This window comes from Photobacterium marinum, assembly GCF_000331515.1.
GTDB lineage: Bacteria > Pseudomonadota > Gammaproteobacteria > Enterobacterales > Vibrionaceae > Photobacterium > Photobacterium marinum.
Genome location: NZ_AMZO01000055.1, coordinates 20,263 through 35,046, shown reverse-complemented (window position 1 = coordinate 35,046; position 14,784 = coordinate 20,263). Strand labels below are relative to the sequence as shown.

The 14,784-nt window shown below is 50.8% G+C and carries 16 protein-coding genes; 8 read left to right on the top strand and 8 right to left on the bottom strand.

The genetic code is table 11. The annotated features are described in order from the left end of the window. Positions 1-200: 200 nt before the first annotated feature. Positions 201-743 (top strand): gamma carbonic anhydrase family protein, encoded by a 543-nt coding sequence (locus C942_RS23955; RefSeq protein ID WP_007471415.1) that lies wholly within the window; start codon positions 201-203, stop codon positions 741-743. 5 nt (positions 744-748) lie between these two features. Here the strand turns inward: C942_RS23955 and C942_RS23950 are convergent, their stop codons facing one another. The 4 genes from C942_RS23950 to tsaC all read right to left on the bottom strand — a co-directional run bounded on the left by C942_RS23950 (position 749) and on the right by tsaC (position 3,400). Next, on the bottom strand, positions 749-1,012 hold the full coding sequence (locus tag C942_RS23950) for a DUF1488 family protein (protein ID WP_007471414.1): 264 nt from the start codon (positions 1,010-1,012) through the stop codon (positions 749-751). A gap of 2 nt (positions 1,013-1,014) precedes the next feature. Beyond that, positions 1,015-1,836: a shikimate dehydrogenase gene (aroE, locus tag C942_RS23945; protein ID WP_007471413.1), complete on the bottom strand. Its 822-nt coding sequence runs from the start codon at positions 1,834-1,836 to the stop codon at positions 1,015-1,017. Between the two features lie 93 nt (positions 1,837-1,929). After that, complete coding sequence (hemF, locus tag C942_RS23940) at positions 1,930-2,835, bottom strand: oxygen-dependent coproporphyrinogen oxidase (protein ID WP_007471412.1); 906 nt, start codon at positions 2,833-2,835, stop codon at positions 1,930-1,932. 7 nt (positions 2,836-2,842) lie between these two features. Next, complete coding sequence (gene tsaC, locus C942_RS23935) at positions 2,843-3,400, bottom strand: L-threonylcarbamoyladenylate synthase type 1 TsaC (RefSeq protein WP_007471411.1); 558 nt, start codon at positions 3,398-3,400, stop codon at positions 2,843-2,845. 202 nt (positions 3,401-3,602) lie between these two features. Here tsaC and purE point away from each other — a divergent pair, with 202 nt between their 5' ends. Both purE and C942_RS23925 read left to right on the top strand, forming a co-directional pair. Continuing rightward, entirely contained in the window at positions 3,603-4,094 is a 492-nt protein-coding gene (purE, locus tag C942_RS23930; RefSeq protein WP_007471410.1) for a 5-(carboxyamino)imidazole ribonucleotide mutase, read from the top strand. Next, a complete protein-coding gene (locus C942_RS23925) occupies positions 4,094-5,209 on the top strand; it encodes a 5-(carboxyamino)imidazole ribonucleotide synthase (RefSeq protein ID WP_007471409.1) in 1,116 nt (371 codons plus the stop codon). Before purE ends, C942_RS23925 begins: the two co-directional genes overlap by 1 nt. A 69-nt stretch (positions 5,210-5,278) precedes the next feature. Here the strand turns inward: C942_RS23925 and C942_RS23920 are convergent, their stop codons facing one another. The 4 genes from C942_RS23920 to C942_RS23905 are packed head-to-tail and all read right to left on the bottom strand — an operon-like array spanning position 5,279 to position 8,540. Beyond that, on the bottom strand, positions 5,279-5,836 hold the full coding sequence (locus C942_RS23920; RefSeq protein WP_007471408.1) for a DNA topoisomerase family protein: 558 nt from the start codon (positions 5,834-5,836) through the stop codon (positions 5,279-5,281). A 34-nt stretch (positions 5,837-5,870) separates the two neighbouring features. After that, entirely contained in the window at positions 5,871-6,344 is a 474-nt protein-coding gene (locus C942_RS23915; RefSeq protein WP_007471407.1) for a DUF494 family protein, read from the bottom strand. A gap of 2 nt (positions 6,345-6,346) precedes the next feature. Further along, positions 6,347-7,441, bottom strand: coding sequence for a DNA-processing protein DprA (gene dprA / locus C942_RS23910; protein ID WP_007471406.1), 1,095 nt, complete (start codon positions 7,439-7,441; stop codon positions 6,347-6,349). A 19-nt stretch (positions 7,442-7,460) separates the two neighbouring features. Further along, the gene (locus C942_RS23905) at positions 7,461-8,540 is read right to left on the bottom strand and encodes a LysM peptidoglycan-binding domain-containing protein (protein WP_007471405.1); all 1,080 of its coding nucleotides are present in this window, start codon (positions 8,538-8,540) and stop codon (positions 7,461-7,463) included. 405 nt (positions 8,541-8,945) lie between these two features. On the opposite strand from C942_RS23905, the gene def reads away from it, so the two are divergent. The 5 genes from def (at position 8,946) to C942_RS23880 (ending at position 14,743) form a co-directional block, all read left to right on the top strand. Further along, positions 8,946-9,458 carry a peptide deformylase gene (def, locus tag C942_RS23900; protein ID WP_007471403.1) on the top strand — a complete coding sequence of 171 codons (513 nt, stop codon included), beginning with the start codon at positions 8,946-8,948 and terminating at the stop codon, positions 9,456-9,458. 13 nt (positions 9,459-9,471) lie between these two features. After that, the gene (fmt, locus tag C942_RS23895) at positions 9,472-10,416 is read left to right on the top strand and encodes a methionyl-tRNA formyltransferase (protein ID WP_007471402.1); all 945 of its coding nucleotides are present in this window, start codon (positions 9,472-9,474) and stop codon (positions 10,414-10,416) included. A gap of 122 nt (positions 10,417-10,538) precedes the next feature. Further along, complete coding sequence (gene rsmB / locus C942_RS23890) at positions 10,539-11,819, top strand: 16S rRNA (cytosine(967)-C(5))-methyltransferase RsmB (protein WP_007471401.1); 1,281 nt, start codon at positions 10,539-10,541, stop codon at positions 11,817-11,819. Between the two features lie 96 nt (positions 11,820-11,915). Further along, positions 11,916-13,292, top strand: a complete 1,377-nt coding sequence (trkA, locus tag C942_RS23885; RefSeq protein WP_007471400.1) for a Trk system potassium transporter TrkA — start codon at positions 11,916-11,918, stop codon at positions 13,290-13,292. Positions 13,293-13,297: 5 nt separating this feature from the next. Further along, positions 13,298-14,743, top strand: a complete 1,446-nt coding sequence (locus C942_RS23880) for a TrkH family potassium uptake protein (RefSeq protein ID WP_036801728.1) — start codon at positions 13,298-13,300, stop codon at positions 14,741-14,743. The last annotated feature ends 41 nt before the right edge of the window (positions 14,744-14,784 follow it).

The following is a 14,784-nucleotide window of genomic DNA, read 5'->3' as shown; positions in this document are numbered from 1 at the left end:
TAGCGACATTCGCTGTCGTGTTTCGTGTCAGTGGGGTTGCATTATAGAGACTTCGATCACATTGGCAAGCGGTAATTTGAAATAAACTTGTCACCCTCGCACAACCGAACAATTAACGATCAATTACAGCACTTTTCGCTGCAAATCAGATCACTCCTTCGCTATTCTCATTTCAAATAAGAAAGAGAAGGCTGTCCTATATGTCATCAAATCCGCTGCGTCCCTATAAAGGAAACACCCCAGAAATACCTGCCAGTGTTTATGTTGATGGCTCTTCCGTCTTAATCGGGGCTATCACCCTAGGAGAAGATGCCAGTATTTGGCCTCTTGTTGCTGCCAGAGGTGATGTAAACAACATCACTATTGGTGCCCGAACCAACATTCAGGATGGAACTGTCCTACATGTCAGTCGCAAAACGATTGAGAACCCTCAAGGCCATCCCCTTATTATAGGCGAGGATGTGACTATCGGTCATAAAGCGATGCTTCATGGCTGCAGAGTAGGGAACCGGGTATTGGTGGGGATGGGGGTTATCATTCTTGATGGCGCAGTCATTGAAGATGATGTCATCATCGGTGCCGGTAGCCTAGTTCCACCAGGCAAGCATCTGGAAAGTGGTTATCTTTATCTGGGCAGTCCAATTAAAAAAGCCCGCCCCTTAAGTGATAAAGAGCGGGCTTTTCTGCCGACATCAGCCGATAACTATGTCCGACTGAAAAATGAATATCTGGCCGAGCTATAGCTCGGTCAGCCGATTTCAATATCGCCGTCTTGATTAAAGTCTTCGTTTTCAATCATCTCTTCAGCCAATTCTTCCAGATCAAAGCGATAAACAGAAAAGGCAGAAAGGATATCGGCTTCCTCTGTCAGAGGCTTATCCGCTTTCTTTTGCAGCCAGTCCAGGCTGACCCAACAGGTGATCAAAGCGCCGGCCTGCTGAGCAGGGAAGTTCACGGCTTGTCTGTTGCTATCCCAAAGTTGAATATCGGCAAATAAGATATCTTGATTCATATTTATTCCTGCATGATACGGCGCAGTTCTCGTTGTACTTGTTTGGCTCCCGGGCGCAACCCGCGCCACAACATAAAACTTTCTGCCGCCTGACCGACAAGCATACCGAGACCATCAAGTGTCATGACTGCACCCAAATCCTGAGCCCATTGATTAAAAGTCGTGGTCGCCGAACCGTATACCATGTCATAACAGATAACATCCGGCGTAATAAGCTGCTCTGAGATACCAGGCAGCTGACCACTCAGACTGGCTGACGTCGAATTAATGATCACATCAAACACCGGCGCATCCAAATCATCTAACGCTGAAGCTTCCACCTGACCGTATGGGGAAAACAGCTCAGCTAATTGCTCGGCTTTAGACAAGGTTCGGTTAGTTATGGTCAACTGCGCAGGCTGCTGAGCCAACAAAGGTAATATAACACCTCGAGCCGCACCGCCTGCACCAATCAATAAAATTCTTTTTCCCTTCAGTTCAACCTGATGCTGAATTAAATCCTGCACCAGACCTTCACCATCAGTGTTATCTCCGAGAATTACGCCATCATCAAGCTTTTTCAGGGTATTGACGGCACCAGCCAGTTTAGCGCGCTCAGTAAGTTGAGTCGCGTAGCGGAAAGCCTCTTCCTTGAAAGGAACGGTAATGTTACAGCCACGCCCGCCCGAAGAGAAAAAATCATCCGCCGCGGCTTGAAAACCACCTAAAGGAACAAGCTGAGCTTCATAAGTCATCGTCTGAGACGTCTGGCGGGCAAACAAGGTATGGATTAAAGGAGATTTACTCTGGGCAATCGGGTTGCCGAAAACAACGTACTTATCCATGAGGCTATTCCAGATAACGAGAATTTCAAAAAGATAGGGTCGATTCATCGACCCTATCACTGCCCTTTATTCAGCACAAATAGTTATCATCCGTTACCAGTCCCGAGGGTGAAGATAATTATCATAAAGATCAGCTTCAGCACTACCAGGTTCCGGCTGGTAACCATACTCCCAGCGGACTAACGGCGGCATCGACATCAAAATCGACTCAGTCCGGCCACCGCTTTGCAGACCAAACAGCGTCCCGCGATCATAGACCAGGTTGAATTCGACATAACGCCCGCGACGATAAAGCTGGAATTCTCGCTCTCTTTCACCATACGGGGTAGGGTGACGCTTTTCGACAATCGGTAGGTAAGCATCCAAGTAACCATTGCCAACTGCTTTTATATAGCTGAAACACTTCTCAAATCCCCAGTCGTTGAGATCATCGAAAAATAAACCACCGACACCGCGGGTTTCATTACGATGAGGAAGGTAGAAGTACCTATCACACCACTCTTTGTGCTGCTGATAAACATCATCGCCGTAAGGTGCACAAATGGCCTTAGCCGTATCGTGCCAATGCTGGCAATCCTCAGCAAACGGATAAAACGGTGTAAGGTCAAAGCCACCGCCGAACCACCAAACCGGTGCCTCGCCTTCTTTCTCGGCAATAAAGAAACGGACATTAGCATGCGAAGTCGGTGCATAGGGGTTATTCGGATGGATGACTAAAGAGACTCCCATGGCCTCAAAACTTCGTCCAGCCAACTCCGGACGGTGCGCCGTCGCAGATGCCGGCATCTCAGTACCAAACACATGCGAGAAATTCACTCCAGCCTGCTCAAACACCCGCCCTTGGCGCAAAACACGACTGCGTCCGCCGCCACCCTGTTCACGTTCCCAATGGTCCTGTTCAAAAATCGCTTCACCGTCTTGCTGCTCAAGCGCCTGACAAATGCGATCCTGAAGTTCGAGTAGAAATGCCTTTACCGCTTGTTTGCTGACTTCTTGCATAATAGTTTTATCCTTGGCGGAACACTTTCCCTGTGATGGCATCGCGAATTTCAGACGGGTTATCACGACCACCGGTTTCACCCTGCAGGATCGCAGGTAAAAACTCGCCCAATTGCTGTTTCACTTCTTCCGCTGTACGCCCCGGCACCTGACCTGTTAAATTGGCGCTGGTCGAGGTTAACGGCTTACCAAACTGGCGGCACAACTCTTGAACCAGTGGATGGTCTGTTACCCGAACGGCAATCGTATCGAACTGACCGGTCAAAAATTTAGGCACGCCTGGTTTGGTCGGCATCACCCAGGTAACAGGTCCCGGCCAAGTCGCCCGGATCCGCTGCATTTGCTCATCAGTCAGTTGGCTGTCATCAACATAAGGTGTCAGCTGCTCAAAATCAGCCGCAATCAGGATCAAGCCTTTTTCAACCGGACGCTGCTTGAGCGCCAGAAGTTTCATAACCGCTTGCTCATTATCAGGGTCACAGCCAACCCCAAACACAGCTTCAGTAGGATAGGCGATAACGTCACCTTGCTTCAGAGCAGCAACAACTTGCGATAGATTTTCCACTTTACCCTCAATTTATAATCATGGCAGATGCCAGATTTAACTATTTGTTTACCTATCATACAGAGTCAAGTGTCTTAACTCTACGCGGATAATACAATGAAACAAAACCACCAGCGCAAACGTTTGCGTTGGTGATTGAACATCGTATAATGCACGCAACAAAACTCATGCCTTCATTTTAAGCAACCCAAAGGAGATCGGGATGAAAGTCGGGATTATCATGGGCTCAAAGTCTGACTGGCCAACCATGCAACATGCCGCTGAAATGCTGGAACGCTTCAATATTCCTTATGAAACCAAAGTGGTGTCTGCTCACCGAACTCCTCATCTGCTGGCTGAATATGCCGAGAACGCCCAGTCACGCGGCATAAAAGTCATCATCGCCGGAGCCGGCGGTGCCGCTCACCTACCGGGAATGACTGCGGCTTTTACCAGCCTGCCGGTGTTGGGCGTTCCCGTACAGTCTCGCGCCCTGAAAGGCATGGATTCATTGCTCTCCATTGTTCAGATGCCCAAAGGAGTTGCTGTCGGCACCCTGGCGATCGGTGAAGCAGGGGCCGCCAATGCCGGGTTGCTGGCAGCCCAGATCATCGGCACCCAGGACAGTGAAGTAATGGCAGCTATCGACACTTTCCGCAAAGAGCAGACAGATACTGTTCTCAGCAACCCGAATCCGGCAGAGGATGCGCAATAATGAAAGTCTTAGTACTTGGAGCCGGACAGCTGGCTCGAATGATGGCGCTGGCCGGTGCACCTCTGAATATCGAAGTACTGGCTTACGATGTCGGCTCGGGTCAGGTTGTCCATCCGCTGACCCAGCAACTGATGATGAAAGGGCTGGATACTGCAGTAACCTATGCCGATGTGATCACCGCAGAGTTTGAGCATATTCCCCACAACATTCTTGAGGTCTGCGAGGCCAGCGGCAAACTACAGCCAACAACCCAAGCAATTAAAGCCGGCGGTGACCGGCGGCTGGAAAAAAAACTACTTGATCGCGCCAGCGTTGCCAGTGCCCGCTATCAGATAATCAACAATCGCGATGATCTGGAACAGGCAGTCAATACTGTCGGCATTCCAATGGTACTCAAAGGTGCGCTGGGCGGATATGACGGAAAAGGGCAGTGGCGCTTCACTTCCGTCGAACAAGCCGATCAACTATGGCAAGAAATCAGCCCTTTCCTTGCTGCAACCCCAGATCAGGCTATTGTGGCAGAGGAGTTTGTTCCTTTTGACCGTGAAGTCTCCCTGATCGGTGCCCGGGGCAAAGATGGTAGCATCGCCGTCTATCCACTGACGGAAAACACCCACCACAACGGGGTACTCAGCCTTTCAGTAGCCGGCAAAACAGACAGCCAGCTACAATCACAAGCTGAAACCATGTTTAAAGCTGTAGCTGAAACCCTGGATTATGTGGGAGTCCTGGCTATCGAATTTTTCGATGTCGGCGGGAAATTGCTGGTTAACGAAATTGCACCACGAGTCCACAACTCAGGTCACTGGACCCAACAGGGTGCCGAAACCTGCCAGTTTGAAAACCACCTGCGGGCTGTATGCGGATTACCTTTAGGCAATACCACACTGCTGAGATCAACCGCCATGGTCAATATTCTGGGTGAGGACACTCTGGCAGATGAAATTCTGTCTCTGCCGCAGTGCCATGTTCACTGGTACGGCAAAGAAAAACGTCCGGGACGAAAAATGGGGCACATCAATGTCTGCGCCAATTCTTTGGATGAGTTAAATGACAAACTGGGCGAGTTGGCGGTTTACCTCGATCCTGCTGCATTCCCGGTACTCTGTAAATAAACCATATAAACAAGGCCAGCATCTCTGCTGGCCTTGTTTTCGATTCCACAACTTCGCACTAACGAAGTGTTATTCCTGATAAGCGTGACATTTTCTGTCGGCACATTGCTGTTTGGTACCACTGGCCAGCTTCTTTTCGATCAACAATCCAAAGCCACATGACTGGCATTCACCAGCAATAGGCTTATTGTTAATGGCAAAACGACAAGACGGGTATTGATCACAGGCATAGAAAACCTTGCCATAACGCGACTTTCTTTCGATCAAATGCCCCTTCCCGCATTCCGGACACATCAGCTTGGTATCTTCCGCCTTTTTCTCCGGTGACTCAATGTGCTGGCAGTCAGGGTATCCGTCACAACCGATAAACATACCGTATCGACCCTGGCGGAGCAGCAGCTCGCTGCCACAGTCAGGGCAAGGTTTACCGAGATATTTCACGATATGACCATCGTTCTGGCTGAGTGACTTAATGTAATCACAAACAGGGTAGGCGGCACAGCCCCAAAACGGACCGCGTTTGCTGTTACGAATAACCAGCTTAGAGCCACACTTCGGGCAGGTTTGCTCCTGATCCAAAGCATGCTCATGGGCTGAAAATAATTGATCGTTAATTTTTCCGGACATACAACTCTTTCATTCGCATCCTCAAAGGATGCGATTAATGGATATAACCGTCTTCAGCGCCGTAAAGGAGCTCTTCCATCTGGCTGTAAGCACTTTCATTGCCCGGCGCATTAAACAGCACCATCAGGATAATCCATTTCAGATCATCGAGGTTAAAATCGGCAGTCTCAAGCTCCATGACGCGGTCAATCACCATTTCGCGCGTATCGGCACAAAGAACATGGATTTGCTCAAGATAAGTCAGAAAGCCCCGGCAGGATGTATCAAGCCGCGCCATTTCCTGAGCTGTATATACACGAATAGAAGTGACGGCACTGTTATTCATGTACGGTGTATCTTCAGTATCTTGCAATGCAGCCAGCTTCTCTAACCATGTCAGAGCTTTATAGATATCTTCCTGATGAAAGCCAGCACGCAGCAATTCATCTGAAAGTTCGTCCTGATCCACCAACAGCTCAGCATCGCTGTGGATATAGGTTTCAAACAGGTACATTAAGATATCCATCATAACTAGCCCCTCCTCGTTTTGATATAGCCACCGGGCACTGTTCTGACCGCACCGCACAATTCCAGTTCCAATAGTTGCATCATAACTTGATGTACGGGCAGTTTACAGCGTTCAGCAACTACATCTACGGGTGTTGCTTCATTGCCTACGTTAGCCAACAGCATGGAAAATGGCAATTCTTCATTTTCAGGTTGTGGCAACGGCGAGTTTAACTGGTTATTTTTCACACACTCCGTTAAGACACCTACCTCATCAAATATATCGACCGGGCTTTCTACCAATTTAGCACCGGATTTAATTAATGCATTACAACCACGGCTGCCAGGGTAATTAATAGAACCAGGCAAAGCGAAAACTTCACGCCCTTGCTCAAGTGCATAGCGAGCAGTAATAAGCGAACCACTTTTTTCCGCCGCCTCTATTACTAATACGCCGACAGACAATCCACTGATCACCCGGTTACGTCGTGGAAAGTTCTGCGGTCTGGGCCTTTCATCCGGCCAAAACTCGGAAACGAGCACGCCCTGTTCCACTATTTGTGAAGCCAGCTCCCGATGTCGGGCAGGGTAGATCTGATCTATCCCGGAGCCCAGCACCGCAATTGTCGCTCCGCCATTTTTCAACGCGCCGTAATGAGCCTGACCATCAACTCCCAGCGCCAACCCGCTGGTTACCACATAATTGGCTGCCACCAGAGAAGCAGCAAATTCATAGGCGGACTCGCGACCGTCAATACTGGCCGAGCGACTGCCGACTATGGCAAGTTGCGGTTCGTGTAACCAATGAGGCTCCCCCCGAACAAACAGCAGTGGCGGCGCCGAGGTGATTTCTTTGAGTAATGGGGGATAATTAGGTGAATCTAGTGTCAGGATAGTCTGATATGGCTGCTCAGCCCACGCCAGACAACGTTCAATATGCTGTATGCGAGGCTGATGAATACGGGATATCTGGGCCGATTTAAGCCCTAATGTCATCAACTGCTCAGCAGGCATCTGGCACAATTGCTGTGGTGTACCATGCTGCAGTAATTGGCTGATCCGATAGCCCCCTATATAAGGAACATCAGCCAAGGTCAGCCAGCTCGCTAAATCACTCATGGCTTTCTCCGTAACAGGGTCAAAATTCAGCGATTCGTGGCGGCAACGCCAACACGCCGGCACGGAAAGGCTCACTGGCACGTGTTACAACAGCCAAACTGAAGTGCTCATAAGGACGAATTACCATTACCTCACCTATCGGCACATCGCTTAACTGATAATGACCAAAACGAAGAAGGCTATCTTTGTAGTGGTACCCCCCCTTGCTCCCCTTTACCACTGCTGCGGAACGATAAAGCTGAAACACATTACCGGCGACCAACTTATCAAGGAGACCACGGTCAATCACCACTACCTCAGACGACGCAATATAATGATGACCTTCCAGCTGCCCCAGAACCTTAGCCTCAACCTTTGGTGGCGGTGGTGACGGAACAAAACTCAGATCCAGCTCAGTTCCGGAAAGTGGGACCGGCAATAACACGTCATTCTGGCGGATTTCTTCTCGAAGTTTATCCCCCCTTACTTGGCTGAGTCCCTCCTCAAACCCTGTAACCGTTACTCTGGCGATCTCTTTTAGCACTACTGTCTGCCAACGTATCTCACCATTTTTACCCTCAGATGACTGACGACGGTTGAATTGCGTATCCGGTCTATATACCCACCAGTTTTTATTTTGATCCAAGGTAGTATCAACCCAAACCGAATCTCCTGGCGACATATAACCTTTATTACGGCTATTACCTAAAACCCGGGGTAAACCTTCCAGTTTCGATGGTTCCAGCAATTGATGCCCAGCCAGGTAAGGGAACATCATCGATTCAGGCAGAGTGGTGATCGGTTTACGTTTGACACGAATAGTTGGCGACAGCCTCACTGTTTTTTTCACCCTGAGCCGTGGGAGACCATCAACCCACACCAAATACAGCCGATCCCCCGGATAAATCAAATGCGGGTTCTTTATATATGAATTGGCTTCCCATAGATTTGGCCATAACCAAGGGTTCATCAGATAATGCTCTGAAATATCCCATAGGGTATCGCCTTTTCTTACGGTATAAACAGATGGAATATCTTTCTTAAGGACGGGCTGGGGGTGGCTGGCCCAGCAGAACGGAATGAATAACAATAACGAGAAATATAAGACAAGCAGCCTCATACCATGCCTTCCCTGCACAAACCCCGGCGAAGTGGATCTCTCAGCATCAATCCATCAACAAACACTCCTTTAAAACAGGTGAGATACAACACCTGTCACCGCTGAGACAGGCAGGTTGTCACTGCTGTGTGGTAATGTCTATGCACACAACCAGTCATTCAACGGCTTTTCGGCTGGCTTCACTGTTTCCTATAACTCCTTTCATTACCGCGATAACAAGTTTGCTTTCAGTTAACAGTTTCTAATACGCAAAATCACTCTGACAGTGCAACGCCAGGTTGACAGTTCCCTCGACAAGGGCTACCAAATCAGGCCAAGTGCTGTTATTTGATCTTTAAAATGACTAGAATTAGAGCAAACAAGCTACGTTAGTTTTTAGCACAGTCTATTTTTTTACGAGTACCTATGTCTGTATTGCAAGTTTTAACATTCCCTGATGAGCGCCTGCGTACCGTTGCCAAGCCGGTAGAAAAGGTTACACCTGAGATCCAGAAAATCGTCGACGACATGCTTGAAACCATGTACGACGAAGAAGGGATCGGTCTTGCTGCTACCCAGGTTAACGTTCATCAGCGCATTGTAGTTATCGACCTGTCTGAAGAACGCAATCAGCCTATGGTACTTATCAATCCGGAAATCACCGACAAGCGCGGTGAAGACGGTATTGAAGAAGGCTGCCTGTCTGTTCCCGGTGCCCGTGCCCTGGTGCAGCGTGCCGCAGAAGTCTCCGTCAAGGCGCTAGACCGTGACGGTAATGAATTTACCTTTGACGCTGAAGATCTGCTGGCTATCTGTGTCCAGCATGAGCTTGACCACCTTGAAGGCAAGCTGTTTGTTGACTACCTGTCGCCGCTAAAGCGCCAGCGTATTAAGCAAAAAATGGAAAAACTGAAGCGTTTCAACGAAAAAAACCAATAATATAGAGGTTACCTTGAGCAAACCGTTACGTATTGTATTTGCTGGTACCCCAGACTTCGCCGCCCGTCACCTGGCGGCGTTGTTGTCTTCACAGCATGAAGTTATCGCCGTTTACACCCAGCCGGATCGCCCGGCAGGCCGCGGTAAAAAATTAACGGCCAGTCCGGTGAAAAATATCGCCCTTGAGCATGATATCCCGGTTTACCAGCCAGCATCACTGCGCAATGAAGAAGCCCAGCAAGAGCTGGCAGCGTTGAATGCCGATATCATGGTAGTTGTAGCCTACGGCCTTCTGCTACCGACTGAAGTTCTGGAAACACCAAAACTGGGCTGTATCAACGTCCACGGCTCCATCCTGCCTCGTTGGCGCGGCGCGGCTCCAATCCAGCGTTCTATCTGGGCCGGTGATAAAGAGACCGGTGTGACCATCATGCAGATGGACGAAGGTCTGGATACCGGCGACATGCTGAAAATTGCCACTCTGCCAATTGAAGCGACCGACACCAGTGCCACTATGTATGAAAAACTGGCCGAGCTGGGTCCGGATGCCCTGATTGACTGCCTTGGTGACATTGCCGACGGTACAGCTGTACCAGAAAAACAAAACGACGATTTGGCCAACTACGCCAAAAAGCTGAGCAAAGAAGAAGCGAAAGTCGACTGGTCAATGGACGCCGCTGCCATTGAACGCTGCATCCGCGCATTCAACCCATGGCCAATGAGCTACTTCGCAGTTGCCGAGCAAAACATCAAAGTATGGAAGGCCGAAGTAGAAGCCGATAACCAGGGTAAAGCACCGGGGACAATTCTGGCTGCCGACAAACACGGCATTCTGGTCGCTACCGGCGAAGGTGCACTACGCCTGACCGAGCTGCAACCTCCGGGCAAAAAAGCCATGAAAGCGCAGGATCTGCTGAACTCGCGCCGTGAATGGTTTGAACCCGGCACCAAACTGTAATAACCGAGCCAGTGCTTGCACTGGCTTTTCTTTTCCTCCTATGGAAATGAAACAATGATTGCTGCGAATGCCACAGACTCATCACCGAAGTGCATTCGCAAATATAACTTCAGGAAATACGAATGAACGTAAGAGCCGCTGCAGCCAAGGTTGTTTATCAGGTTGTTGATCAGGGCCAATCCCTGTCCAACGCCCTGCCAGCTGCCCAGCAAACGATCCGAGACCGAGACCACGCCCTGCTGCAGGAAATCTGCTACGGCGTCCTACGCTGGCTGCCACGACTGGAATCCATCACCAACCAGCTGATGGACAAACCGCTAAAAGGCAAACAACGTGTTTTCCACCACCTGATCCTAGTCGGCCTGTACCAGTTGGGTTACATGCGCATTCCGGCCCATGCAGCCGTTGCCGAAACAGTTAACGCCACCAAGAACCTTAAAAAACCTCAGCTTCGTGGCCTGCTCAATGCGGTACTGCGTAATTACCAGCGCCAACAGGAAGCACTCGATGCTCAAGCGCAAAGCCACGACGCCGGCCGTTACGGCCACCCGGGCTGGTTGCTTAAGCTGCTGAAAGAAAGCTACCCGCAACAATTCGAAGCCATTGTCGATGCCAACAATACCAAGGCACCAATGTGGCTGCGCGTTAACCGCCGCCACCACACCCGTGATGAATACCGAGAACTGCTGAACCAGGCTGGCATCGAAACCGATATTCACCCGGAAGCCCAGGATGCCCTGCGTCTGCTGGCTCCTTGTGATGTCAGCAAGCTACCTGGCTTTGCCGACGGCTGGGTATCAGTCCAGGATGCGGCAGCTCAGCTGTCTGTTGAATACTTGGCACCACAAGCTGGTGAACTGATCCTGGACTGCTGTGCCGCGCCAGGCGGTAAAACAGCCCATATTATGGAGCGTCAGCCGGACACCCAAGTGGTTGCCATCGACTGCGACGAACAACGTCTGGCCCGTGTTCATGAAAACCTGCAGCGCCTGAACCTCAAAGCCCAGGTACTGTGTGCCGACGCCCGCTACCCGCAACAATGGTGGCAAGGTGAACAGTTCGACCGTATCCTGCTGGATGCACCATGTTCGGCTACCGGCGTGATCCGCCGTCACCCGGATATCAAATGGCTACGCCGCGCCGATGACATCGACGCTCTGGCTCTGCTTCAGACGGAAATTGTCGATGCCATGTGGCAACAGCTGAAGCCGGGCGGTACTCTGGTTTACGCAACTTGTTCAATCACACCGCAGGAAAACTGCAATCAGGTCAAAGCCTTCCTGACTCGTACCGCTGATGCAGAACTTATCGGCAGTGACATTGAGCAGCCGGGCCGTCAGATCCTGCCGGGCGAACATGACATGGACGGTTTTTATTACGCCGTTATCCGAAAAGCTCAATAGAAAAACCTGAATCTTTTGCAATCTGAGTTTCCTAGGATGGCCTATGGCCACAAGCGTAGTAACCTTAAGCAGAATAAATAATCAGGCATATATGCTATGAAAATTATCATCCTTGGCGCTGGCCAGGTCGGCGGTACACTGGCCGAAAACCTGGTTGGTGAAAACAACGACATCACCATCGTTGATAAAGATCCTGAACGCCTGCGCGAATTGCAGGACAAGTACGATCTGCGTGTCGTACAGGGTTTTGCCAGTCACCCCCGAACCCTGAGAGATGCCGGTGCACAGGATGCCGACATGCTGGTTGCTGTCACTAACTCTGACGAAACCAACATGATTGCATGCCAGATTGCTTTTACGCTGTATAACACCCCGAACCGGGTAGCCCGTATCCGTTCGCCGGAATACCTGCGAGAAAAAGAGCAGCTGTTCCAGTCGGATGCGGTGCCAGTCGATCACCTGATCGCTCCGGAAGAGCTGGTTACCGGCTATATCCAGCGCTTGATAGAATACCCGGGCGCACTGCAGGTTGTCGGTTTTGCCGAAGACAAAGTCGGTCTGGTTGCGGTTAAAGCTTATTACGGCGGTCCGCTGGTTGGTAACGCCCTGTCGGCACTGCGCGAGCACATGCCGCACGTTGACACCCGGGTTGCCGCAATTTTCCGTCAGGGCCGTCCAATCCGCCCGCAGGGAACCACCATTATCGAAGCCGATGACGAAGTCTTCTTCGTTGCTGCCAGCAACCACATTCGTTCAGTGATGAGTGAGCTGCAGCGACTGGAAAAACCGTACAAGCGCCTGATGATTGTCGGTGGCGGTAACATCGGTGCCGGCCTGGCCCGTCGCCTGGAACAAAACTACAGCGTCAAACTGATTGAGCGAAATCCGGAGCGGGCAGAAAACCTGTCTGAGATGCTGGAAAACACCATCGTCTTTTGTGGTGATGCGTCCGATCAGGAGTTGCTGAGCGAAGAACACATCGAACAAATTGACGTGTTCATTGCAGTCACCAACGACGATGAAGCCAACATCATGTCAGCGATGCTGGCAAAACGGATGGGGGCCAAGAAAGTCATGGTACTGATCCAGCGTGGTGCTTATGTCGATCTGGTGCAAGGCGGTACTATCGATATAGCGATTTCTCCGCAGCAAGCTACCATCTCGGCCTTGCTGACCCACGTCCGTAAAGCTGATATCGTCAATGTATCCTCGCTGCGCCGCGGTGCTGCCGAGGCCATCGAAGCGATTGCCCATGGTGATGCCACCACATCAAAAGTGGTTGGCCGGGCCATCGGTGATATCAAACTGCCGCCGGGTACCACTATCGGTGCTGTGGTTCGTGGCGATGAGGTTCTTATTGCCCACGACCGTACTGTTATCGAGCAGAATGATCACGTCGTGATGTTCCTGGTCGACAAGAAATATATCCCAGACGTAGAGCGCCTGTTCCAACCGAGTCCGTTCTTCCTGTAATAGTTATGGTCAATTACCGTCCCATTTTATTTGTCATAGGGCTGGTCTTATCCAAGATCGCCCTGTTTATGTATGTCCCGACCCTGGTGGCCTTTTTCACCGGGACCGGGGGATTCATTGACTTTGCCACCGCCGTCCTGATCACCCATTCAGTGGCCTTCCTGTGCCTGACTTTCGGCCGGACAGCCGAATTCAAACTGGGGGTTCGGGATATGTTCATGATCACCACCTTGGTGTGGACCATCGCCAGTGCCTTTGCCGCGCTGCCGTTTGTATTTATCAACCACATCAGCTTTACCGATGCATACTTCGAGACCATGTCGGGGATCACCACCACAGGTTCCACCGTGCTGAGCGGGCTTGACGACATGGCACCGAGTATCCTGCTGTGGCGTTCTACGCTGCAATGGCTCGGCGGTGTCGGTTTTATCGTGATGGGGGTAGCCATCCTGCCGATGCTGAACGTCGGGGGTATGCGCCTGTTCCAGACTGAATCATCGGACTGGTCAGATAAAAGTTCACCGCGTACCAAGAACGTGGCCAAGAACATCGTTAATGTCTACCTGACCCTGACTCTGCTGTGTATCCTCGGTTACATGATGGCGGGAATGAACACTTTCGATGCGATCAACCACGCCTTTACAACCCTGTCGACTGGCGGTTATTCGACCTCTGACGGCTCCATGAACCACTTTTCCAATGCTGCGCACTGGGTCGCTATCGTGTTCATGTTTGCCGGCGGCCTGCCATTTTTGCTGTTTGTTCAGGCACTGAGAAAGAAGGAAGCCACGGCATTATTCAGCGATGCCCAGGTTCGTGGTTTCACCTTATTGGTATTAAGTTCCGGCTTGGCGGTTGCCCTGTGGCTGACTTGGGAGCTGGGCTATGCCTTCAGCGATGCCTTCAGGGTTTCACTGTTCAACATTATCTCAGTGGTTACCACAACCGGTTTCGGTTTGGATGATTTCACCTCCTGGGGACCGTTCCCTACCATCATCTTCGCCTTTATCATGCTGGTTGGTGGCTGTTCTGGCTCGACGGCCGGCGGGATCAAGATTTTCCGTTTCCAGGTTGCCTTTGCCCTGTTGCGGAAACAAATGATGCAGCTGATCCATCCGTCCGGGGTGTTTATCCAACGCTATAACGGCCGCCCGGTAACAGACGGCATTGTCCGTTCTGTGGTTGCCTTTGCCCTGACGTTCATTATCACCATTGTTCTGGTAGCCGCGGCTCTCGGCATGATGGGACTGGATCCGATCACCTGTATTACCGGTGCAGTCACTGCGGTGGCCAACGTCGGCCCGGGAATGGGTGAGGTCATCGGCCCGACAGGTAACTTTGCGACTCTGCCTGATCTGGCCAAGTGGACCTTAAGTTTCGGTATGCTAATGGGAAGACTGGAAATCCTGACAGTTCTGGTGGTTTTCTTCCCGGCCTTCTGGCGCAACTAAGCCCATAATAAACAAATATAAGGAGGCTTCCCGGCCTCCTT